Annotated in this window: 16 protein-coding genes; 9 read left to right on the top strand and 7 right to left on the bottom strand. The window is 41.4% G+C overall.

From position 1 onward, the window contains the following. The first annotated feature begins 15 nt into the window (after positions 1-15). Genes cobA through hemL form a run of 3 tightly spaced genes read left to right on the top strand, consistent with a single transcriptional unit; the run spans position 16 to position 3,867 of the window. On the top strand, positions 16-1,527 hold the full coding sequence (gene cobA, locus BN6559_RS06875; protein ID WP_110954026.1) for a uroporphyrinogen-III C-methyltransferase: 1,512 nt from the start codon (positions 16-18) through the stop codon (positions 1,525-1,527). A gap of 17 nt (positions 1,528-1,544) precedes the next feature. Then, complete coding sequence (gene hemB / locus BN6559_RS06870) at positions 1,545-2,522, top strand: porphobilinogen synthase (RefSeq protein WP_110954025.1); 978 nt, start codon at positions 1,545-1,547, stop codon at positions 2,520-2,522. A 25-nt stretch (positions 2,523-2,547) separates the two neighbouring features. Beyond that, positions 2,548-3,867 (top strand): glutamate-1-semialdehyde 2,1-aminomutase, encoded by a 1,320-nt coding sequence (hemL, locus tag BN6559_RS06865; RefSeq protein WP_110954024.1) that lies wholly within the window; start codon positions 2,548-2,550, stop codon positions 3,865-3,867. Positions 3,868-4,312: 445 nt separating this feature from the next. On the opposite strand, the gene BN6559_RS06860 is transcribed toward hemL, so the two are convergent. Further along, positions 4,313-4,729, bottom strand: a complete 417-nt coding sequence (locus BN6559_RS06860) for a hypothetical protein (RefSeq protein WP_110954023.1) — start codon at positions 4,727-4,729, stop codon at positions 4,313-4,315. Positions 4,730-4,856: 127 nt separating this feature from the next. Next, complete coding sequence (locus BN6559_RS06855) at positions 4,857-6,998, bottom strand: cell division protein FtsA (protein WP_110954022.1); 2,142 nt, start codon at positions 6,996-6,998, stop codon at positions 4,857-4,859. Positions 6,999-7,259: 261 nt separating this feature from the next. On the opposite strand from BN6559_RS06855, the gene BN6559_RS06850 reads away from it, so the two are divergent. After that, positions 7,260-8,102: a DegV family protein gene (locus BN6559_RS06850; protein ID WP_110954021.1), complete on the top strand. Its 843-nt coding sequence runs from the start codon at positions 7,260-7,262 to the stop codon at positions 8,100-8,102. Continuing rightward, positions 8,099-9,745 carry a DAK2 domain-containing protein gene (locus BN6559_RS06845; protein WP_199883813.1) on the top strand — a complete coding sequence of 549 codons (1,647 nt, stop codon included), beginning with the start codon at positions 8,099-8,101 and terminating at the stop codon, positions 9,743-9,745. Before BN6559_RS06850 ends, BN6559_RS06845 begins: the two co-directional genes overlap by 4 nt. 316 nt (positions 9,746-10,061) lie before the next feature. Here the strand turns inward: BN6559_RS06845 and BN6559_RS06840 are convergent, their stop codons facing one another. After that, complete coding sequence (locus BN6559_RS06840; protein WP_110953917.1) at positions 10,062-11,282, bottom strand: IS110 family RNA-guided transposase; 1,221 nt, start codon at positions 11,280-11,282, stop codon at positions 10,062-10,064. Between the two features lie 363 nt (positions 11,283-11,645). Here BN6559_RS06840 and BN6559_RS06835 point away from each other — a divergent pair, with 363 nt between their 5' ends. Continuing rightward, positions 11,646-12,221: a cyclodeaminase/cyclohydrolase family protein gene (locus BN6559_RS06835; protein WP_199883812.1), complete on the top strand. Its 576-nt coding sequence runs from the start codon at positions 11,646-11,648 to the stop codon at positions 12,219-12,221. Between the two features lie 50 nt (positions 12,222-12,271). Here the strand turns inward: BN6559_RS06835 and cobT are convergent, their stop codons facing one another. Further along, entirely contained in the window at positions 12,272-14,254 is a 1,983-nt protein-coding gene (cobT, locus tag BN6559_RS06830; RefSeq protein WP_110954019.1) for a nicotinate-nucleotide--dimethylbenzimidazole phosphoribosyltransferase, read from the bottom strand. Positions 14,255-14,524: 270 nt separating this feature from the next. Next, positions 14,525-15,631 carry a glycosyltransferase family 2 protein gene (locus BN6559_RS06825; protein ID WP_110954018.1) on the bottom strand — a complete coding sequence of 369 codons (1,107 nt, stop codon included), beginning with the start codon at positions 15,629-15,631 and terminating at the stop codon, positions 14,525-14,527. Between the two features lie 385 nt (positions 15,632-16,016). Here BN6559_RS06825 and BN6559_RS06820 point away from each other — a divergent pair, with 385 nt between their 5' ends. Then, positions 16,017-16,736 (top strand): helix-turn-helix domain-containing protein, encoded by a 720-nt coding sequence (locus BN6559_RS06820; protein ID WP_110954017.1) that lies wholly within the window; start codon positions 16,017-16,019, stop codon positions 16,734-16,736. Between the two features lie 23 nt (positions 16,737-16,759). Then, on the top strand, positions 16,760-17,602 hold the full coding sequence (locus BN6559_RS06815; protein ID WP_234407811.1) for an IS3 family transposase: 843 nt from the start codon (positions 16,760-16,762) through the stop codon (positions 17,600-17,602). A 220-nt stretch (positions 17,603-17,822) separates the two neighbouring features. Here the strand turns inward: BN6559_RS06815 and BN6559_RS06810 are convergent, their stop codons facing one another. Next, positions 17,823-19,478: a BclA C-terminal domain-containing protein gene (locus BN6559_RS06810; protein ID WP_110954016.1), complete on the bottom strand. Its 1,656-nt coding sequence runs from the start codon at positions 19,476-19,478 to the stop codon at positions 17,823-17,825. Positions 19,479-19,682: 204 nt separating this feature from the next. Between BN6559_RS06810 and BN6559_RS06805 the strand changes: the two genes are divergently transcribed. Further along, positions 19,683-21,152, top strand: coding sequence for a class I SAM-dependent methyltransferase (locus BN6559_RS06805; protein ID WP_110954015.1), 1,470 nt, complete (start codon positions 19,683-19,685; stop codon positions 21,150-21,152). Here BN6559_RS06805 and BN6559_RS06800 read toward each other — a convergent pair. Further along, complete coding sequence (locus BN6559_RS06800; protein ID WP_110954014.1) at positions 21,149-23,341, bottom strand: Tex family protein; 2,193 nt, start codon at positions 23,339-23,341, stop codon at positions 21,149-21,151. The genes BN6559_RS06805 and BN6559_RS06800 overlap by 4 nt on opposite strands. Positions 23,342-23,421 lie beyond the last annotated feature (80 nt).

Raw genomic sequence — 23,421 nt, 5'->3', positions numbered from 1 at the left:
GCAGGAGGAATGAACATGGCAGGTAAAGTATATTTGGTAGGAGCAGGCCCGGGAGATTATAAACTCATTAGTGTAAAAGCCTGGGAGTACATACAAGAGGCGGATACAATCGTTTATGATCGTTTGGCAGATGACAGATTGCTGCGTTATGCGCGCAAGGATGTAGAACTGATTTACGTGGGCAAGGCTTCGAGTCAGCATACGATGCGGCAGGAAGACATCAATCAATTATTAGTGGATAAAGCAAAAGAAGGTAAGACCGTAGTGCGTCTAAAAGGCGGCGATCCATTCGTTTTTGGCCGCGGCGGAGAGGAAGCGCTTTTATTATTAGAAAATCATCTGCCATTTGAGGTTGTTCCGGGGATTACTTCAGCGATTTCTGTACCGGCCTATGCGGGCATTCCGGTCACGCATCGTGCTGTGGCTACATCTTTTGCCGTTGTTACGGGACATGAAGACCCGACAAAAGGAAAATCCAACATGCGGTGGGATAAACTTTCGACTGGCGTAGATACGCTGGTATTTTTAATGGGGGTAGAAAACTTACCTCACATTACGCAAAAGTTAATTGAAAATGGACGCTCTGCTGACACGCCGGCGGCCGTGATTCGCTGGGGGACAAAACCGGAGCAGCGTGTTTTAGTGACAACGGTAGGCGAGGCGGCCGCAGATGTTTTACAACACGGTATGAAACCGCCTGCGATCTTTATTGTCGGCGATGTGGTAAACTTGCGCGAAAAACTTGCTTGGTTTGATAATAAGCCATTATTCGGAAAGAATATACTGGTTACACGGGCAAGAGAGCAAGCAAGCGTGCTTACGAACAAATTAGAAGCGCTTGGCGCAAATTGTATAGAAGCTCCGGCGATTAAAATTGTTGAACCGGAAAGTTATGAAGGTATCGATGCGGCAATTGCAAAGATTACAAGTTATCAATGGCTGATCTTCACCAGTACCAATGGTGTAGATCATTTCTTTAAGCGTTTGCGTAAAAAAGGGCTCGACAGCAGAGCGCTTGCAAATGCTAAAATTGCGGCAATCGGTGTTTCTACTGCCGATCAATTAGAGCGGTATGGAATTAAAGCAGATTGTATCCCGGTTCAGTTTAGAGCAGAAGGGATTATCGAAATATTAAAAGATGAAATTACTGCAGGAATGAAAATCTTGATTCCACGCGCAGCGGAAGCACGTGAAATATTGCCGGAAAAACTGCGTGAAATGGGTGCTGTCGTCGATGTTGCACATGTCTATCAGACCGTAATTGGTGAGGTGGATAGTCAACACTTGCTTGAAAAATTACAGGCAGACGAGATTGACTTAGTAACGTTTACCAGTTCTTCAACCGTGAAAAATTTATTGGATGTTTTAGGTGAAACTGGCAAAGCGTGTATTGTAAAAACAAAAACAGCTTGTATCGGTCCGATCACGGCCAAAACATGTTTTGATAACGGAATTGAGCCAACGGTTGTTGCTGAAGATTATACGATTACAGGTTTGGTGGATTCTATAGAAAAATTATTTCAATAATTTAGAGGTGGAGTTTGATGATTAAGCAAAAATTAAGACCACGTCGTATGCGTATTTCTGAAGGTGTACGCAGTTTAGTCTGTGAAACGATCCTTACGGCAAAAGATTTTGTCTACCCAATTTTTGTCGTAGCTGGTGAAAAAGTAAGAGAAGAAATTCCTAGTTTGCCGGGATGTTACCATCTATCGGTGGATGAAGCGGTGAAAGTGGCAAAGGAAGCCTATGAACTTGGTATTCCTGCTGTTGAGATCTTTGGATTACCGGAATATAAAGATGAAATTGGGTCGAGTGCCTGGGATATGAACAGTCCAGTACAAAAGGCGATGAAAGCGATCAAAGCTGTATTGCCAGAACTTGTGATTATCGGTGATGTTTGCCTTTGTCAATATACATCGCACGGTCATTGCGGGCAATTGCAGGATCAATATGTTGACAATGATGCGACGCTTACCTTATTGGCAAAGGTGGCTGTCAGTCAAGCACAGGCAGGTGCGGATATCATTGCGCCTTCTGATATGATGGATGGGCGTGTTGCAGCGATTCGTGAGGCGTTAGATGAGTCCGGGTATCAAAATGTGTCAATTATGTCTTATACGGTAAAATATGCGTCGGCATATTATGGCCCGTTTAGAGATGCCGCACATTCTACGCCGCAGTTTGGCGATCGCCGTTCTTATCAAATGGATCCGGCCAACGCACGTGAAGCATTAAAAGAAGTAGAACTCGATCTTGCTGAAGGTGCGGATATGATTATGGTAAAACCGGCGCTATCTTATTTGGATATCGTGCATCAAGTACGGGAAATGACGCATCTACCTGTTGCTGTTTATAATGTAAGCGGTGAATACGCAATGGTAAAAGCAGCGGCCGCAAATGGCTGGATTGATGAAAAGCGGATTGTGCTGGAAACTTTGACGAGTATGAAGCGTGCAGGCGCAGATATTATTATCACGTATCATGCATTAGATGCTGCGCGGTGGTTAACGGAAAAATAATTGCTTGATCTTAGGAGGCTAAAATATGACTTTGCATTTAGAAAAATCAATAGAAGCATTTGCCGAAGCAAAAAAGTATATTCCCGGTGGTGTGAATAGTCCAGTTCGTTCGTTTAAAAGTGTGGATGCAAATCCACCGTTTATTGCGAAAGCGAAAGGCAGTAAGATTTATGATATCGACGGGAATGCGTATATTGATTATGTAGGCTCTTGGGGGCCTATGATCATCGGACATGCCCATGATGAAGTGATCAAAGCGATTTCTCGCGCAGCCGAGCTTGGCACAAGTTATGGTGCACCGACTTTGCTCGAGACAGAACTTGCAAAATTGGTGCAAAAGATTATGCCATCGATGGAATTGATTCGCATGGTGAATTCGGGAACAGAAGCAACGATGAGTGCGCTTCGTTTGGCACGCGGTTTTACCGGACGTGAAAAAATTGTCAAATTTGAAGGCTGTTATCACGGCCATCACGATAGTTTATTGGTAAAAGCGGGTTCTGGTGCCGCTACGTTCGGTGTGCCCGACAGCCCAGGCGTGCCAAAAGGTGTTGCCAATAATACGATCACTGTCCCATATAATGATGTTGACGCGATTCGGGCAGTATTTGAAAAATCCGGTGAGGAAATTGCTGCGGTGATTATCGAACCAGTTGCCGGGAACATGGGATTGGTTCTGCCGAAACAAGGGTATCTGCGTGAACTTAGAAAGATTACAGAAGCACATGGTGCATTGTTGATTTTTGATGAAGTGATGTGCGGGTTCAGAGCTTCTTTAGGTGGTGCACAGGCTGCTTATGGAATAAAACCGGATTTAACTTGTCTCGGTAAAATCATTGGCGGTGGACTTCCGGTAGGCGCTTATGGTGGCAGACGGGACATCATGGAGCAAATTTCACCGGCAGGACCGGTTTATCAAGCCGGCACTTTAAGCGGAAATCCACTTGCGATGACGGCTGGGATTACAACTTTAAGTATCATTAGTGAAATTCCAGAGCAAGGACAGCCGGATTATAGCCGCGTGCTTACGCTTAAAACGAAAAAATTAACGCTAGGTATGGAAGCAGCAGCGAAAAAAGCCGGGCTTACGCTCCAATTTCATCAAGCAGGTTCGATGTTTGGTTTATTCTTTACCGATCAGCCTGTTTATGATTATGAAACAGCAAAAAAATCAGATTTGACAGCGTTTAAAATCTATTTTAAATCGATGTTGGAACAAGGTATTTACCTTGCACCATCGCAGTTTGAAACTGCGTTTATGTCCGGTGCGCATACGGATGAGGATATTGAGAAAACCATTGCTGCAAGTGCGGTAGCATTTGCAAAGGTTGCCGCATCTAAATAGGGGCGTCCTTTTGTCATTGACACAAAAGGACCAAAAAGTCTAGGCCTAAAACCTCCAAAACACTTGAAAAATGACCGACTTACTAAAATTTGCAAACTCACTTCGTTCAGACAAGCAAATTTCTTAACGTAAGCCGGTCATTTTTCATCCTTCGGAACGTATTTTTCCGGAAAAGGCCGGGGAACGAAAAGAACTGCCGCATTAAAATGCGGCAGGTTCAGGACAAAGTAGGTGGTATTCACAAAGTGAATACCACCTACTAAAATACGTTCCACTTATAAACTAGTACGAAGATCGGTTGCCGGTTGGCGAGAAGTGCTCAGATGCTAGGCGCAATAATGGGGCTGCGAAGGAGTCGTACTTCCGTACGTCGACGAGCAGCCCCATTATTGCAACGACGCAGATGGGCGCTTATCGCCGACCCGCCACCGATCTGTCCCCGAGGTTAACTATTCAAAGCTTGTGGATTTGTGATTGTGATGCCATCACCGAGATTAGAAATTGCATTGGAGATTAGAAAAATGGCATCGAGGTCAAGGGTATTTTTCTTACATTCTTTGATGAGCAGTTCTTGTAACACGAGCATCGTAAAAATGATGACAGAATTGCTCGTTGCTGCGGCGATATTAGAGGATCTGAACGCAGCGGCACGGCTTTCTTCTGCAAGTTTTTTTAAATCAAAATGCGCACAGGGACCACAAGGAGCATCGGTATTTTCTGTTTCAGTGATTTGGCAAGTGGAACTGTTTTGCTGATTGGTTGTTGTCGTTGTGGTTGTAGAGGCGGCTGCATCTGTTTCGGTTACGACCGTTGTCGTCGAAGTGGAATCCGCTGTTGTGCAGGTTTTGGATATATCGGCCAAAATACGTACCTCCTCTGCATAAGATTATCTATCTATATGCAGAGGAGGTAGATTTCATACGATAAAATTTTATCTAATACCTAGGAGCTAGGCTGAAGATAGGTTGTCATGTATCAACCCTTAGGTTTTATAATGGGGTAATAATGACATCAACAGAATCGCCATTTTTTACGAGTGAAGTATATTCAGCAGATTCTTGATTTAAAAGGATTTCCACTTTTACATGAGACAACGCACTCGGCGGCTGAAAATTTGTTGCCAGCAGAACGTCGCTAATCATAGTGACTGCTTTTTCGGAAACCGAATATTGAATTTCGCTGCCGTCCCTGACCAGCGTTTGTAAAGAAGCCGGATTGCCGTCTACTGTCAGCGTATAAGTTGTCGTTGGGATTCTAGATGGGTTTTTATTAAAATGAACGGTTAAATACGTATCCATTGTATTGATGTCGATAATTTTTTCAACAGTCGGTGTTTTTGGTTCAATGCATATAATACGATCTTCTGGATTTACAATGCTCGAAAGAGAAGCTGGTTCTTCATTGATTGTAATGGTTGGGGAAACTGTTTGCTGGATGCTTGCTCCATTTACTTTGTATTTAAAGTGACGATCGGCTGGCTGATACCCGATGCGCAACAGAATATCTCCTAATTTTTTTATCTGCTGATAAGTGATTTCATCGCGGTCTTTTAACTGATACGCAGCGTCAACTGTTTTGTGATTGACGAGTACTTTGGAATCGATGGTGAATTCTTCATCATTCACAGTAATCATAAAAGCAGGCGGCGCGTCTACGACATCGTTTAGTTTTACTGTCGGCACATAACCGTCAATTCCATTTGTGACACAGATTTTATCGCCGTTTGCAATCGGTGCAGTAAGTGTAGTTGCTTCACCGTTCAGCGTAAATTTTGCTGGTTTTCCTAAGGTACCGGCAAAAAATTTAGTTTGATTGTTGATTTTCACAGTAAGACCAAGACCAGGTTTGCCACCGAGCTGTTTCATATCAATCCCAGCTGCAAGTAAGGCATCGGAAACGGTCAAGTTACTGATATTAAATAAATGCAACTCATTTTTATTGACGTAGATCGTAATAAAATTTAAGGTTTGCGTAGAAGCAATTTTTAAAATACCGAGTGGCGTTACTGCATCGGGGCGTTTTAATATTTCCGGAATATCTTCTATATTTTGAATTGTATCAGGTGTACGGACGGCAACACGTGCCGTAGGAATATCAAGTGCCTGCGCAATTGCTTCCGGCAGCATTGGGGTTAAGGAGCCACCGCCAACGAGCAGTACTGCCTGTGGTGCAGCGCCATTTAAAGTTAAAATCTGCGTTGCAATCGCCTGTGCCAATTCGGCGACATTCGTAGAGAGTTTATCGTTGATTTCTTTCGGAGATAAAGTATAGGTCATTCCTAAAATATCTTGGAAGGAAACTTGGTTATCTTCTGCATTACGATTTGGATTATTTAGTTCACGTTTGATTTGTTCTGCAACGTTAAAATCCAGCAAATAATGTTGGGAAAGCGCTTCGGTAATTTCATCACCGGCAAATGGAACCATGCCATAGGCGATGACAGAGCCGTTTTTTGTAATTGCAACATCGGAGGTGCCGGCGCCAATATCAACTAAAACGAGATTTAAATGGCGCATCGTTGGTGGTATGAGTACATTGATTCCAGCGATTGGTTCCAAGGTCAATGAAGCCATTTCAAGTTTTGCTTCATGTAAGGCTGATTTCATTGAATCAATAACTTGGCGTGGCAAGAAAGTGGCGATTACATCTGCTTTAGCGATTTTTCCGCGCTGTCCGACCAGCGTTTTTAGTTGAACACCATCCAGTTTATAGCTGACCGTGCTATACCCCACACAATAATACATCGTTGGATCATCCACTGTGCTGGAAGTGGCCAATTTGTGCTGCGCTGATTGGATCGCAGCATAATCAAGCGCATGTTCATCATCAATGGTGAGGATTTCCGATACTTCAAGTTCTGCACTTGCATTGATGGTGTAAAGGGCACGCCCGGCAGCAGCGACAGAAGCAGATTTCAATGGACCGACTTTTTCTTCGAGTTGTTTTTTTACATCTTCTAAGATCGCAGCAACTTCGGGTACATCATGGATTTGCCCGTCCAACATGGCACGTGTATTATGTTCTTTTCGCTCTGTAGCGATAATTTTAATTTTATGTTCGACTTGTTCGGCAACGATACCGATCACGCTTCTCGTACCGATGTCTAAAGAAAATAGTAAGTTTTTCTGCATGAAAACTCTCCCTTATCAATAGGAATGAATCATTGAAAGCTAAAATATAGTAAAATGGAAAGGGTTTTAAGTTTCAATCCTACATTCCTTGAAATGAAAATTTTGTCCAAATATTTGTTATTTCGCTAATTTAGGTAAATAATCCTTTGATTTTTTCATAAATAAGTGAGAATATATTCTAGCAAAAATTGTTTGGGCTGTATTTCAGTGTAGAAATTTAGTACAATATATAGAGTAGAAATTCTTTTTTGGAGGAAAAGCGTGAATAGAATTCATATCGTTTTAGATAGTACGGCTCATATAGAAGATGAGCTTTTACAAAAACATAAATATTTGCACAGGGTTGAATTGAAGGTCAGTATAGCAGATCGAGAATGGGATGAGGATGATTTATCTCCGCGGGCGTTGTTTGCTGAGACAAAAAAGTCAGGTGTTATGCAGCGGACATCTCAGCCACCAATTGGCGATTTTGTTACATTGTTTCAATCCATTGCAGAACAAGGTGATGAATGCATTGTAATTGCTGTTTCCGGTGCACTCAGTGGGACTGTGCAAACGGCCCGGGCTGCAGCGCAGATGGTAGATGCGAGTAAGATTCATGTTGTGGATTCACAGACGGCTGCGATTGGTATGCTGCGATTGGCTGAGACTGCTTTAGCATTGAGAGAAGAAGGAAAAAAGGCCGAAGAAATTTTAGCAGTGCTGCAAAAGCAAGTAAAAGCAACCCATACGTTGTTATTACCAGACTCTTTGGAATATTTACATCGAGGTGGACGAATCGGCGGTGCAGCTGCTTTGTTTGGCACAATATTGCAGATTAAACCTGTATTATATTTGTCAGAAGGAAAAATTGCCGTTTTAGACAAAGTCAGAACGCGAAAAAAAGCGATCAATCGTCTGATAGAGGAGCTTGCACAATATAAAGAATTGGATTATATTGGTGTTGTGGAAGTCGAAGCTGAAGAAGGACCGCAAACGAAAGAACGTATTATGGAACTTTATCCAGATTCAAGAGTTTCTCTGACAAGTGCGGGATCAGTTGTTGCATCACATACTGGGCCGGGCGCATTGGCGCTGATATTTCAGGAAAAGATAGAGAAATGAGAGAAAATGGTGGTGAAGGTATGACGAAAAATAAAGAAGTAATTACTGGCAATGATTTTAAACGCATGATTGCCGGTGCATATAGTGAATTTAATCTTGAACATGAGAAGATTAATCAATTGAATGTATTTCCTGTGCCAGATGGTGATACAGGAACAAATATGCTTCGTACGTTAGGTGCGGTAGCAAGGGCGGTGGCAGAGGCACCACAAGATGAAGGAATTGGTTCTGTGGCAAGACGAGCAGCAGACAGTGCTATTATGGGAGCACGTGGTAATTCGGGTGTTATTTTATCGCAGATTTTTCGCGGTATAGGACGCGGTCTTGCTGGAAAACATGAAGTGCATTCTGCCGGATTAGGCAAGGCCTTTCAATATGGTGTATTGTATGCTTATCGTTCAGTTGCCAAGCCTGTAGAAGGTACGATTTTAACAGTTGCAAAAGGTATCGCAAAGGGCGCATACCATGCGGTAAGAGCAGATCTGTCCATTGCCGATATCCTAGAAGAGGCAATTAAAGCTGGAAATGTTGAATTAGCACGTACGCCGGAGCTTTTACCGGCACTTAAGGCTGCTGGTGTAGTAGATGCAGGCGGCAGAGGATTGATCGTATTTTTGCAAGGGTGTCTGCAGGGATTAGGCGGTGAGTTTTCTTCACCGGAACTTGATTTCGAAATGAGTTATAAAGCAGCTAAAATTATGCCAACTGTAGATTTTGAAATTGCTCGGCCGTATTGTACAGAGTTTATGGTGAAAAATACAAAAGTTACGGTTGAAGAAATTCGGCGCGTTCTTGGAGAATTAGGAGATTCTTTAGTCGTCGCGGATGGCAGTGATATTGTAAAAGTTCACATTCATACAGGACATCCAGGCACGGTACTTGAATGTGCAGTGGGCTGGGGTGGTACGTTGCATGATATTAAAATTGATAACATGGCCGATCAGCACCGTGCGATTTTATTGCCGAATGCAAGTAAAAAAACAAAACTGAAAACGGCGATAATTGCCGTTGCTGCCGGTGATGGATTGGCGGATATGATGAAAAGTCTTGGTGCGGACATTGTCATTTCCGGTGGTCAAAGTATGAATCCGGCCGTAGAGGAATTCATTGATGCAGTGCATCAGGATATTGCAGAAAAATATATTGTGTTACCGAACAATAGCAATATCATTTTAGCAGCGGCGCAAGTAAAAAAATTGTTGGGTGATCGTGTAGAAATTGTTTCGACGACGAATACTCCGCAGGGATTAGCTGCGCTTGTTGCATATGATCGTGAGGCGGATATTCTCAAAAATGTTGAAGAAATGAATGTGGCGATAAAAGAAGTCAAAGAGGCGAGTTTAACGATGGCTGTTCGTGACAGCTTCGTAGAAGAAACACTGGTCAAGGAAGGTTCTTATATCGGTGTGATTGGTGGCAAGGTAAAAGTTTTTGGTGCTGATATGATCAAAACTTTAATTGATACAGTAAAAGCAATTGCTGGGGATGACAGTGAAATCATTAGCTTGTATTATGGCGAAGATTTAGACGAAACAAAAGCGAAAAAAATTGCAGCAGCAGTAGAAACAGCATTCCCTGAAATGGAAGTACAAGTTTACGCCGGTGGTCAGGCAAACTATCATTTTATTATGAGTGTTGAATGAGCTGTTTAAACTATCTTCGTACTAGTTTATAAGTGGAACGAAATTCGATAGTGCCTATTTAGTGCTTTCGTACCTGGCCTTTTCCGGAAAAATACGTTCCGAAGGATGAAAAATGACCAACTTACGTAAAGAAATCCGTTTGTCTGAGCGAAGCGAGTTAAGGATTTTAGTAAGTTGGTCATTTTTCAAGTTTTTTGGAGGTTGGAGGGCCTAGCGTTTTTGGTACTTTACTATGAAAACCTCTTCTATATCCTAGAAAAAGGACGCACAAAGACAAGCCCTATAATTCAGGACAAAAAATATCGTATATAGACAATCAGGTTGTAGCTGTGGTGGGGCGCTCCCAACCCAAAGCCGCTAATTTCTTCAAATAGGATTGTATTTTCTTCTCTCGGTTAAATTGATTGTAATATTCCGAACCTAACTCTCGATAAGGAACTTTTGCTTTTAGTATGTAGTAAATAGCGATTAGTATGGAATGAGCCACAGCTACGGCGGCTCTGCTTTTTCCTCTTCGCGCTGCAATCCGTTGATATTGAGCTGAAAAAAAGCTTCCCTTCGTCTTTTGCGCAGCCTTAGCACATTGTACTAACATAGCTTTTAATGTTGTATTTCCATGCGTAGTTTTTCCACTCTTTCGTTTCCCTGCACTCTCATGGTTACCTGGCGCCACACCAGCCCAAGAACTAATATGTCTTTCGGTTGGAAACCGATTCATATTTAATCCGATTTCCGCTAAGATTGTTTCTGCACTGATTCTCCCAACACCCGGTATTTCATCTATGGCTGCGATGGCTTCTTCATATTTGTTCAAGTAGTCTTTGATTAGTTTGTCCATATCTTCGATACGTTTTGTCATATCGTCAATATGATCCAAGACATTACGAAGCAATCTGCGTTGCAAGGGCGAAATAATTCCATCAACGCAAGCCATGATTTCATTGAGTTTAGCGTGCATACTAGGATGAAGCAGCCTTAAAATCTCGTCTTCATCAAGCTTTTTATCTTGGACAATGCTTTCCAAAAGTCGCCTGGAACTCTTGCCGTTGATGGCACTTACTACACTGGATAGTTTCACATTGGCTCCTTCTAGCATTTTCTGCAATCGGTTCAGCTCTCGGCTTCGCTCATCAATCAAGCTCTTGCGATAGCGAGAGATTTCCCGTAGTTCCCGTTGTTCACGGTCTGGAATATAGCTTGCTTTTAGTAACCCATGTCGAAGAAGATCGGCAATCCATTCTGCATCTTTGACGTCGGTCTTACGACCAGGCAAAGCTTTCATGTGCTGGGCATTTACTACCATGGCATTGAGATCGGAAAGCTCAAAGATATTGTACAATGGTTTCCAGTAGGAAGCGGTACTTTCCATGGCAATCATTTGACAACCGGCGTCAACTAACCAAGCTGATAAATCTCTCAGTTCTTTTGTCGTTGTACCAAACTGACGAAGTTGCTGCTTTCCACCACAGATTAGACAGGCAACTATCATCTTTTTGTGTACATCAATCCCACAACAACGCTCATAAGTTATGTCCACAATACCATCCCCTTGTAGATAAAATATGGCGTGACTTCCTGTAAGTTATTACTTTACTACACGTCCTTTCGCCCGAAGGGGCTGGACAATATGTGGTGCAAGCAGGAAATCATATCAATTTTGGGGTCGAGTTCTTGACTCAAAAAGAATCGACCTTATGCCATACTTTAATTATACATCATTGTTTTCGTTCATGGTGATGCTACCGCTTGCGTTGCATCTTATTTTGGGGTAATGCCAAAAGTATACCTATGCGGATGGGACTATACAAAGAGTTTTACAAATAAAATCTTAGTGCAACGGTTCTTAGTTGAAAAAATACATAAATTACAATACATGTTTGTTATTGGGGAGGAAACTAGCATGCTTACCGATTTAAGTTTACATCATTTTTTTTCAAAAATGGCGGGAAATGAGGCACCGGGGAGTGGAAGCGGAGCGGCTCTGCTTGGGTTAACAGGTGTAAGTTTGTTGAAGATGGTAAACCAATTGTGCGACGAAAGAGAAAGTGGAGAAGTTACTTTATTAAATATTGAATTAGATAAGCTGCATGTGCTGTTAGGAGGGTTAATCAACCGTGATGCGGAGGTTTTAAATCAAGCTTTACCTGCGTTGACTGCTGTGGGGGCAGATGGCAATAGTCAAGAGTGGAACGAAGTATTACTGCAAGCAATCGATGTACCTTATGCGATTGCAGATGCTTGTTTGCAGGCACTTGAAGCAGCAAAAAAATTACGGGGGATAGCAAAAGCAAATCTTATTTGCGATGTACAGTTTGCTGCAATGAGTTGTAATACAGCAATACAAGGCGCGATTTTAATTGCTCAACTGAATATTTCATTGCTGCGAGACGATGAGGAGCTGGCGGCAGAGTTGAAGGAAAAAGTAGAGCAGTTTGCCGAATCAAGTGACCGATTTATAGATGCGATTCTTTTATAAATAAACGATGGGATAGGTAGTGTACCTATCCCATCGTTTATTTATATTTATCATATACTCTTGGTTTGTCGCTTGGCACCGGGACCGTCGTTAGCAACGGCAACGGAGGTTTGTCCAAAAGTTTTCATATCATTGAGCATGTGCATACTGGCATCTAGTAATTTCATACCAAGTGCGCTTGCACAGCCCTCACCAATAGACATATGAAGCGTTAAGTAAATTGGAAGATCGAGTAGTTCGATCACAAGTTTATGTGCTGGTTCTGGCGAAAGCTGTGAGGTGATCAAATAACCTTTGACTTGCGGCGCCATTGTTACAGCAACCAGAGCTGCGGTACACGTTGTCAAATTGTCCAATACGATTGCACAGTGTTCATCTGCGGCACTGAGGATTACACCGACCAGAGCTGCAATTTGTGGTGTTCCGAATTTTTCTAAGAGCATGAGCGAGTCGATCGGGGCAGAGGATCGATCCTTCTCATAAGCGGTTAAAATTTTATGACAAGCGTCTATAGAGCATGTATCGTCTATTGTACCGAGGCCAAAGACGTTTGCATTACTGTCAGCTTTTGTAGAGATAAGCTGACAGCCAATTTCAATCGCTTGGAACATTGCCTGCTTTGTAAGTTTGAATTCAGCTTGATTTGCACCTGATGGTAAATCAATGAAATGCAATTTGGCACTCGCATGCTGTGCAAAAGTTTGAATTGCGCAATATGGATTTTTGGTGTCTTTTAGCTGGGCTGGGGCGGTAAAGATAAAAAGTTCTTTATTTAATTGACGAGGTTTTTCATTGCCAGTGATTCCGGCAATTTTTATTGCCAATTCTTCGAGTGCACCAAGACTATGCATCGGTTTAGTTAGGTTGTCTATATAGAGACTGCAAGCTTCCATTACTTTTGTATTCAAGGGTTGAATCTTATCAATAAGTTTAGATAAGTGCGCTTGGGATTCTTTTGCTGATGAAACAGCTTGGACAGATTCTAGCGTTGGCTTGTTGCCTGCAGTAGAGCATAAATTGATATATGTTTTGATTGCTACATCTAAAAAGTGAATTGCAATAGAGGAACCGGTTGCTTCACCAAGGCGAAACCGCATATTGATGTAAGGTTTTAAATCTAAAAGCTTTAACATGGTTTTATGTGCTGGTTCAATGGAGAGATGAGAACCAATGAGATAATGTTTTACAAGTGGACAAATACTGTTGGCAATAAGGGCGGCGACACCGGTATTAAAACCATCAAGCATAACAACACAATTGTTTGCAGCAGCACCAAGCATAATACCGGCAATACAGCCAAGTTCAAAGCCTCCAACTTTGGCTAAAACATCAATGCCATCAGTGGGGTCTGGTTTATTAACTTCCAAAGCTTGGCGCACAACATCAATTTTAACTTTCAACCGTTCATCAGAAATATTTGTACCGCGGCCAGTGGCCTGCTCGGGAGTGAGATTCCCAAAGGTAGCAACGATGGCAGCACTTGCCGTAGTATTGGCAATACCCATTTCCCCAGGTAAAAAACATTGATATCCTTTTTTTGCATATTCATTCGCAATTTCTATACCGGTTGTTAAAGCTTGTACTGCTTGCTGACGTGTCATGGCGGGCCCTTTGGTCATATTTTTTGTACCGTAATCGATTTTACGATCAATCAATCCAGGGATTTTTTCCATGGAAGCTGCGATCCCCATGTCGACAACAATCATATTTGCTTCAGAAAAATTAGAGAGCGCATTGGCAACAGCACCTTTTGCAACAAGATAATTTCTCGTCATATGTACGGTGGTTTCAACTGGGTAGGCACTCACGCCCATTTCAGCTACCCCATGATCCGCACAGACGATAACGGTACATTTTTTGGGAAGCTTCGGCATTTTTTGCCTAGTGATACCAGCATATTTGATGAGAATATTTTCTAAATAGCCAAAGTTTCGTTCTGGATTTGTTATGGCAGCGAGCTGTTTTTTTGCGTATTGCATAGCTGCTTCATCTGGCGGAGTGATAAGAGAAAGCGTTTGCTTAAGTAAGTTCATTGATTGCCTCCATAAAATAAATTTACATTATTCTATTATAACAAGATTTGTGACAAAGGCATAAGACAAATCCAAAAATAAAGATACGAAAAATTTAACAAATCAAGAAAGACAAATCATATATTTATGCAAATAACTTAGAAAATAACGAAATCCGTACCACTTATAAATTAGTACGATGATAGGTTGTCTACACGCTGACAAGATAGACTGCAATTGGTAAACAGTCTATCTTTACATTTATATATGGAGAAATTGAAAATATTAGGATCAATTCGCAGATAATTGTGCGAAATATTTATTATTATGAAGAATGCTAGGATGATCTGGCACATAGGCTTCAGCAATTTTATTATGCTGAATTGCTAACGGTACTTCCCCGATATTTGCATAGCAAACACATAACTGAAGATGTGGCAGCCAAGTCCAGCAAGAATTATTTAAAAGAGCCAAAGAGTCTTTTGGTTTTTGTAGATTGGTGGCAAGTGTATACCAAAAAATTGCTTGTTGATACTGTTTTAAGCTGAGAAAATGATACCCGATTCGGCAGCAGAATTCTGCGCGTGGTGTATCATAATTAAAGGATCGATATGTATAGTTTAATTTATTTTCATCGTCACCAAGCGCACTATAACAGTCTGCAAGTTTTCCACAGATCGCAATATTATCTTCGATCCAACAGGCTTTTGTAGCCAATGCTTTTTTATAGTAAACAATTGCTTCTTCATATCTTTGGTGATCATTTAATTCATTGGCATAATAATATAAATCTCTTGGAGAAAACTCTTCTCCATTTGCTAAGCGATTTTCATAAATTTTTAGATTACGATCATACGTATCAGATTTTTCTTTTTTGTGGGTTACGCTAATATCTAGATTTACGATTTTTCCTCCCACGGCTAGGTATTCATGAACGGCTCCGATCCATTGAAAATGGTTTGTTCGTTTGACTAGGCGGTTTCTTCTTAACTTTGAGGCAACATTACCGTTAGTATCGAAAGATAAATTATAATTCATGGTATAGGCATCCACGGTTTTGTCAGCGCTTTGTTTAAACGTCAATAATTTTTCTAAATCATCTGTCAGCATAACATCATCGGCATCTAACCAAAGAATATACTCTTGCGTTGCCTGCTGAAAGGCAAAATTACGTGCAGCTGCAAAGTCATCAATCCATGTAAAATCATAAATGGTATTTGTAAATTGGCGAACAATTTCTTTCGTTGTATCTGTTGAACCAGTATCGACGATTATAATTTCGTCCATAGCTTTTGCAACCGAACCCAGGCAACGCTCGATTGTTGCTTCTTCGTTTTTTACAATCATACATAGACTGATGGTCATTGGTTTTGCAGAATTTTCTTCCAATGTGGTCATTTCAAATGCCTCCTCAAAATTATATTTCTAATATATGCAACATGGGCATGTCTTGTTACCAAAAGTTTGGAGGATTGTTTTGAAATTTGATATAAATGATATAAAGGAAGTGTTGTACTACACACATAGATGTTCTATTGTCATTGACAAAAAAGAATCAAAAAGTCTAGGACGTATAACCTTCAAAACAATTGAAAAAAGACCAACTTATAAAATTCTAAACTCGCTTCGGCGAACAAACGGATTTTTTAACATAAGTTGATTCTTTTTCATCCTTAGGAACGTCCAAGTACGTAAATAATAGAGGTGCCACATTTTTTTTTTGGTATGCTACCTCTAGATAGGACAGTGAAAAAAAACATTGTCTTATCTGGAGGTATTTTTTATGTCAAAGAAAAGTAAAGTTTCTCTAAAATTGAAACTGCAAGCCTGTAAAGATGTCATTGAAGGAAAATGCAGTTATAGAGAAGTGGCCAGGACTTTAAAAATAAGCCCGATGACAATTCAACGATGGGTATGTAATTATCGTAGTGAAGGAATAAAAGGTCTCATTGCACGAACTCACTTTAAAGCCTATTCACCAGAGGTAAAACTATCTGCTGTCCAGGACTATCTAAGCGGATCTATTCCCGTAATAGAAATTTGCGAAAAATATCAAATTCGTAAGAATGATCAATTACTCAATTGGGTAAAGAAGTATAATAGTCATGAGAAGTTTCAGCTTCGAACAGGAGGAAGCAGTATCATGACAAAATCAAGAAAGACTACACAAGAAGAACGACTAGAAATTGTTCAGTATTGTACAGCTCACGATAACAATTATGGACAAACAGCACTTGCTTATAAAGTATCCTATCAACAGGTTTTCATATGGATGAAAAAATATCGCCAGATGGGCAAATCTGGACTAGAAGATCGCCGTGGGCATCGAACAGGTACACTGCCCAGCCGTACCCCGGAAGAAGAACTCAGGGACTGTGTTGCCCAACTGGAACGTAAAAACCATTGGTTGCAGATGGAGATTGATGCATTAAAAAAACTGGACGAACTGGAAAGAAGGGATGCCTTGGCTTTACACGCAAGGAAAGAGAATACGAAGCAATAAAACAGCTTTCACAGACAGAGCCGGTGCATTATTCGGTTTTAGAACTTTGCCCAATTTTTCATGTAACCCGTTCAGCGTATTACCATTGGCTTAAAGGAGATAAAAGCCCAAGTGAGCGGGAAAATGAGCGACTGGCTAAGAAGGTCATCGAAATTCACGAAAAACATCCAGACGAGGGATACCGCAGAATTCGTGATGATTTGAACCGTTGGCATCATGAGCATATAAATGATAAACGTATTCTGCGCATTGACCGTAAATTACACATCCAGTCAAATATTAAACACCGGCAAAACTGTTGTACTCGCCGGGCACCTGATCCAGCTTACACAGCAGAAAACATTCTAAACCGGCAATTCCATGCTGATGCACCAAATGAAAAGTGGCTGACTGATGTGACGGAATTTAAATATTGTATAGGTCCGGTTATCCATAAGCTCTACCTGAGTGCTATATTGGATTTATATGATCGCCGAATTGTGTCATATGTACTAAGCGACCACAACAATAACAAGTTGGTCTTTAACACTTTTGATGAAGCTGTAAAAAACAATCCACAGGCGCACCCATTATTTCACAGTGACCGTGGATTTCAGTATACCAGCCGCAGTTTTCATAGCAGACTGATAGAACATGAGATGACACAAAGTATGTCTCGAGTTGGTCATTGCATAGATAATGGACCGATGGAAGGATTTTGGGGCGTATTGAAGCGTGAAATGTATTATGGTCATAAATTTACAGGGAAACAAGACCTGATGCATGCAGTTAGCTGCTATATTCACTATTACAATTTTGAACGTTTGCAGCGTCGATTAAATGTAATGACTCCCTACGAATATTATGAACATTATATCGCTGCATAAAAAACAGCCCATCCTTACGGATGAGCTACAAAAAATTCTTATATTTTTTGACTGTCCTCTTGACGGGGTGCACACCATTTAATGTGACACCCCCAGATAATAAAGTATTGAATGATGTTTACGCTTTTGATTACTGATTTTTAAGCGATAGTATGAAGTAGACTTAGGTTTTCTACAGTTAGTATAAATATAGCAATAATCTTTTGACTGATCGGAGCGTTTATATTAGTCGTATAACTGTCATGTAGGTGCTTGAACCTCCAGTAAGCGTTGCTGCTCCAAGCAGGCCAAATAACTGAAGTGTTAGTGTATCACCTGCAGTTAGCGGTACGATGAAGGACGTAAAGAGTGTGTTTATTTCAACAGTAGGGGTAATTATTGAAGCTGCTATCGGAGTACCATTCTGTAATATTTGTGAGGAAACAAGCAGTGCTAGTGTTGTGATTACGGAATAGCTGATTAGATACTCACCTGTCGTTGGTACTGTAAATTCAGTATTTGTACCATCTACGGTAAACGTATTCAGATTTTGATTGTCTGGTAGAGGAACATCGGTACCGCCAAGTACAACAGCGATAGTATCCGAACTTGTGTTGGTAGTGGACATGCTGTCACTCGTAACACTAGCACCCGTATCGCCGGTAGCACCCGTATCGCCAGTAGCACCAGTTGCGCCGATAGCACCCGTATCGCCGGTAGCACCCGTAGCACCCGTAGCGCCCGTATCACCGGTAGCACCCGTAGCACCCGTATCGCCGGTAGCGCCGGTATCGCCCGTAGCACCCGTATCACCGGTAGCACCCGTAGCACCCGTATCACCGGTAGCACCCGTAGCACCCGTAGCACCGGTAACACCAGTTGCGCCGGTATCGCCGGTAGCACCAGTTGCGCCGGTAGCACCCGTAGCACCAGTTGCTCCTGTAGGTCCAGCTGGAGTTAGATCATCTATTGTCACAATTGCCGATCCTTCGGTAACTGTAATATCAAGCGTAGAGGTTTGGAAAATCAAGTTTTCACCTAATCCTACTGTAGCAGTGCCAGTAGGGCCAATTACATTAAAGAGTGTTGTGCCGGGGGCAGCTACAGGACCAGTGGCACCAGTATCACCGGTAGGACCCGTCGGGCCGGTAGCTCCTGTTGGACCAGTAGGACCAGTAACACCAGTAGCGCCAATATCACCGGTAGGACCCGTTGGACCAGTAGGGCCAGTTGCGCCGGTAGCCCCAATATCGCCGGTAAGACCTGTTGGACCAGTAGGACCCGTTGCACCAGTAGCGCCAATATCACCGGTAGGACCTGTTGGACCAGTAGGACCAGTTGCGCCGGTAGCGCCAATGTCACCGGTAGGACCTGTAGGGCCAGTTGCGCCGGTAGCGCCAATATCGCCAGTAGGACCTGTCGGACCTGTAGGACCAGTAGGACCAGTTGCGCCGGTAGCGCCAATATCGCCAGTAGGACCTGTCGGACCTGTAGGACCAGTAGGACCAGTTGCGCCGGTAGCGCCAATATCGCCGGTAAGACCTGTCGGACCCGTCGGGCCAGTTACACCGGTAGCACCAGGATCACCAGTAGCACCCGTTGGACCAGTAGCACCTGGATCGCCAGTAGCACCCGTTGGACCAGTAGCACCTGGATCGCCAGTAGCACCCGTTGGACCAGTAGCACCTGGATCGCCTGTAGGACCAGTAGGACCTGTTACTCCCGTTCCAGGCCCCGTGGGACCGGTAGGCCCTGTTGCACCTGTTGCTCCCGTTGTGCCAGGTGACGGAATTATAAAATGATTTGGATAGTTGCATCCATTAAAGCTGTGATAGTCTTCACCACATTGATTGCAGTTATCGTATTTGTAGCGTTGTTCGTCCTCTTTTTTTGACATGATTATTTAACCACCTTTTTCAAAAAAAAATGTTGTTACCCTATCATACGCATGGAGTAACAACAATGTGACATATTATAAAAAGTTTTTTATTTGAAAAAAATGGATAAAGTTTCATCTATATATACTGAAATCATGAGATATAGTCATATACGAAGGAAGTTTTGCATACCTATACCTATCAAAAGGATATGAGGTGTTGAAATGGCGTTTATAGATGTAATAGCCTATCAAATTGTAATCATTCGACCTCTGGGATATCAGCACTCGGATGCTTTTCAAGAAATTGCAGTTACGTTAAAATATGGGCTTGAAAGGCTGGGCTATAAGAGTATCATTACAGAAAATGATTTTTCTGAAGACAATGTGAATATTATTTTAGGTTTTCATCTAGTTTCGGCAGAGTTATTGCCTAAGGTTCCGGAGACTTCGATCATTTATAATCTGGAACAATTCGATCAAAACTCTATGTTAAATGAAAAAAAATTGCCATTGTTTAAAATGTTTATCATATGGGATTATAGCAAACGGAATATTGAAATTTTTAAAAAAATGGGATGTAAAAATCCTTTATATTATGTGCCGATTGGTTATGTACCGGAGTTGACTTCTATTCAGTCTGTTGCAGTGCAAGATATTGATGTTTTATTTTATGGTTCCATGAATGCAAGACGTGAAAAAATTCTGCAAGAGTTAGAGAGAAGAGGTCTTCATGTCATTACTTTGTTTGGTGTATATGGAAAAGAAAGAGATACCTTTATTGCCAGAGCAAAAGTGATTCTTAACATTCATTATTATGATGCGAATATTTTTGAAATTGTACGAATATCGTATTTGTTATCAAATCGTAAGGCAGTGGTTGCCGAATGTAGTGAAGATACAGAAATTGAGGATGATTTAAAAGAAGCTGTTGCCTTAATTCCCTACGAAAAACTTGTTGAGACTTGTGTGGAACTTGTTAAAAATGATGAAAAACGTCATGCATTAGAGACAAATGGTTTTCAAAGTTTTTGCGTAAGGCGTGAGGAAGATATTTTGCGCAATGTGATTAAGGAGAGGATTTTTGTGGAAAATAATATCGAACAATTGCAAGTGCCGCGTATGATCAATTTAGGTAGTGGCAAGGATTGGAGGAAAGAGTACTTAAATGTTGATATCAATCATGCTTGGCATCCGGATATTATTGCTGATATAAGTCATGACTTTCCAGTGAATCAAGAAATTGAGACAAAGCGATTTGGGACGATACCTATTGAAGAAGGCTCTTTTGATGAAATTATCGCGAGCCATCTTTTAGAACATATTCGGGATTTGGTCAGTGCAATGACGATGTGTTTAAGGTTATTAAAGGTAGGAGGCGTATTTAAAATTCATGTTCCGTATGATTTATCTTGTGGAGCTTGGCAAGATCCAACGCATGTGCGGGCATTCAATGAAAAAAGTTGGCTTTATTATACGGATTGGAGTTGGTATATTGGTTGGAAAGAAGCAAGGTTTGATTTAGTTCAAAATTTATTTATATTGAATTCTGTCGGACTTGAGATGCAGGCAAATCAAGCTTCTTTGGCAGAAATTCTCGCTCGTCCGCGCGCAGTGGATGAAATGCAGGTTGTATTGCGTAAACGTCTATTAACAGAGGAAGAGAAGGCATCTGTTTATTATAGGAATCTTTAGCTGCCGTTTTCTAAATTCTGAGTTTCTACTTGTTTAAGACTAAGGCCGATACGATTTCTTTCAGCGTCTATACTAATAATCATTACATCAATAACGTCTCCTACAGAAACGATATCAAGGGGATGGCGGAAAAATTTATGACTGAGTTCGGAACGATGTATAAGTCCGGCTGTTTTAATGCCGATATCGACAAAAGCGCCGAAATCAGTGATGTTTTGCACGGTACCTTTCAAAATTGTTCCGACGGCTAAATCAGTGAGTTGAACAATTGCCTTACGGGTTAATGGTGCAGGTAAATCCTCACGTGGGTCGCGACCAGGTTTAGCAAGTGCATCTATAATGTCGCGTACGGTTGGTATACCTGCATTTAATTTTTCTGCAAGGTCTTCAATACGTATATCTTTGAGTCGATCTTGCAAGTTTAGCAATTTATTTTTTTTATCTAAATCATTTAATGAAAAACCTAGTTCGGTTAAGATATTTTCGGCTGTTTTATAGGATTCTGGATGGACAGGCGTATTATCAAGCGGCGATTCACTTTTAGCGATACGTAAAAATCCTGCACATTGTGTGAATGCAGCTTGACCAAGTCTGGCCACTTTCAAGAGCTCTTTGCGATTTTTGAATGTACCATTTTGATCACGATAAGCAACAATGTTTTTGGCGACAGTAGAGTTTATACCGGAAACGTGTTTTAGGAGTTCGATTGAAGCTGTATTTAGTTCTACGCCGACATGATTGACTGCTGATTCAACAATATGATCTAATGTTTCGGAAAGTTCTTTTTGGTTTACGTCATGTTGGTATTGTCCTACCCCGATGGATTTTGGATCAATTTTAACGAGTTCTGCCAAAGGATCCTGTACACGACGGGCAATAGATACAGCGCCGCGAATGGTAACATCATAGTCAGGCAATTCTTCTTTTGCCAATTTTGATGCTGAATAGACAGAGGCTCCGGCTTCATTCGTGATAAGATAATGAACAGCAAGATTGTTATCTGCGATGAGTTTTGCCGTAAATTCTTCTGTTTCGTAGGAGGCCGTTCCGTTGCCAATAGAAATCAAAGTAATGTTGTGGGTTTTAATCAATTTGAGAACTTTTTCGGCAGCTTGCTGTTTTTGACTATCACTTGCTGTTAAGTATAAGACGCCGTGATCAAGTACAGTTCCTGTTGGACTGATTACAGCGATTTTACAACCGGTTCGATAGCCGGGGTCGAGCCCAAGTACCGTATGGCCAGCCAGGGGTTGCTGTAATAAAAGTTGTTTTAGGTTTAGCCCGAATACTCGAATTGCCTGTTTTTCAGCATTTTCGGTTAAGAGTGAACGGATTTCACGTTCAAGTGCAGGAAACAGTAAACGTTTGTATCCATCATTGATTGCTTCCGTAATACATTGTGTGAAGATGGACGGATGATGGATGATGCGCCGAGCGATCATATCCATATTGGTATCGTGATTTGTTTCCAACTTTACTTTTAGAAAATCTTTGTTTTCACCACGATTCATTGCCAAGATTCGGTGTGATGGCATGCGATGAATCGGTTCAGAATGTTCTTTATACATAAGAAATGCTTTGCTTTCTTCCGTTTCTGCGGCTAGGTCTGTATTAATTTGACCATATTGCCAAAGCTGTTTGCGCATAAAAGCACGTATATCAGCTTGTTCGCATACTGTTTCAGCGATGATATCCATAGCTCCAGCCAGGGCCAGTTCGGCAGAGGTAATTTCTTTTTCTTCATTTATATAGTCTGCAGCGTAGTCGAGTGGGTTTCCTTGTGCTATATTTTGTGCTAAAACCAGATTTGCAAGCGGTTCCAATCCTTTTTCTCGTGCGATTTGTGCGCGTGTACGCTTTTTTTGTTTGTAAGGCAAATATAAGTCTTCTAATTCTTGTAGTTTTGTAGTATGCTCGATCGCCATTTTTAATTCGGGCGTCATTTTACCTTGTTCTTCAATAATCGAAGTGATATCTTCTTGTCGTTTTACTAAATTACGTAAGTATTGGAGGCGTTCTTCAATTGTGCGGATATGTTCTTCGTTTAACTCTCCGGTTGCTTCCTTACGATAACGAGAAATAAACGGGACTGTATTTCCTCCATCTAATAGATCTATAGTTGCTTTTACCTGCGCGTGTTTTATGCCAAGTTCTTTAGCGATAAAACCAGCAATTTCTTCTAAAATCATTCAGTCACCAACTTTTTATTATAATAAAATTCATTATACCATAAAAATACATAAGCTTCAGCAATAGGCAAGGTATAGAC

The organism is Massilibacillus massiliensis, assembly GCF_900086705.1.
Classification (GTDB): domain Bacteria; phylum Bacillota; class Negativicutes; order FLKF01; family FLKF01; genus Massilibacillus; species Massilibacillus massiliensis.
Note: the sequence above shows the minus strand (reverse complement) of the source record. Positions and strands in the feature narration are given on the sequence as shown.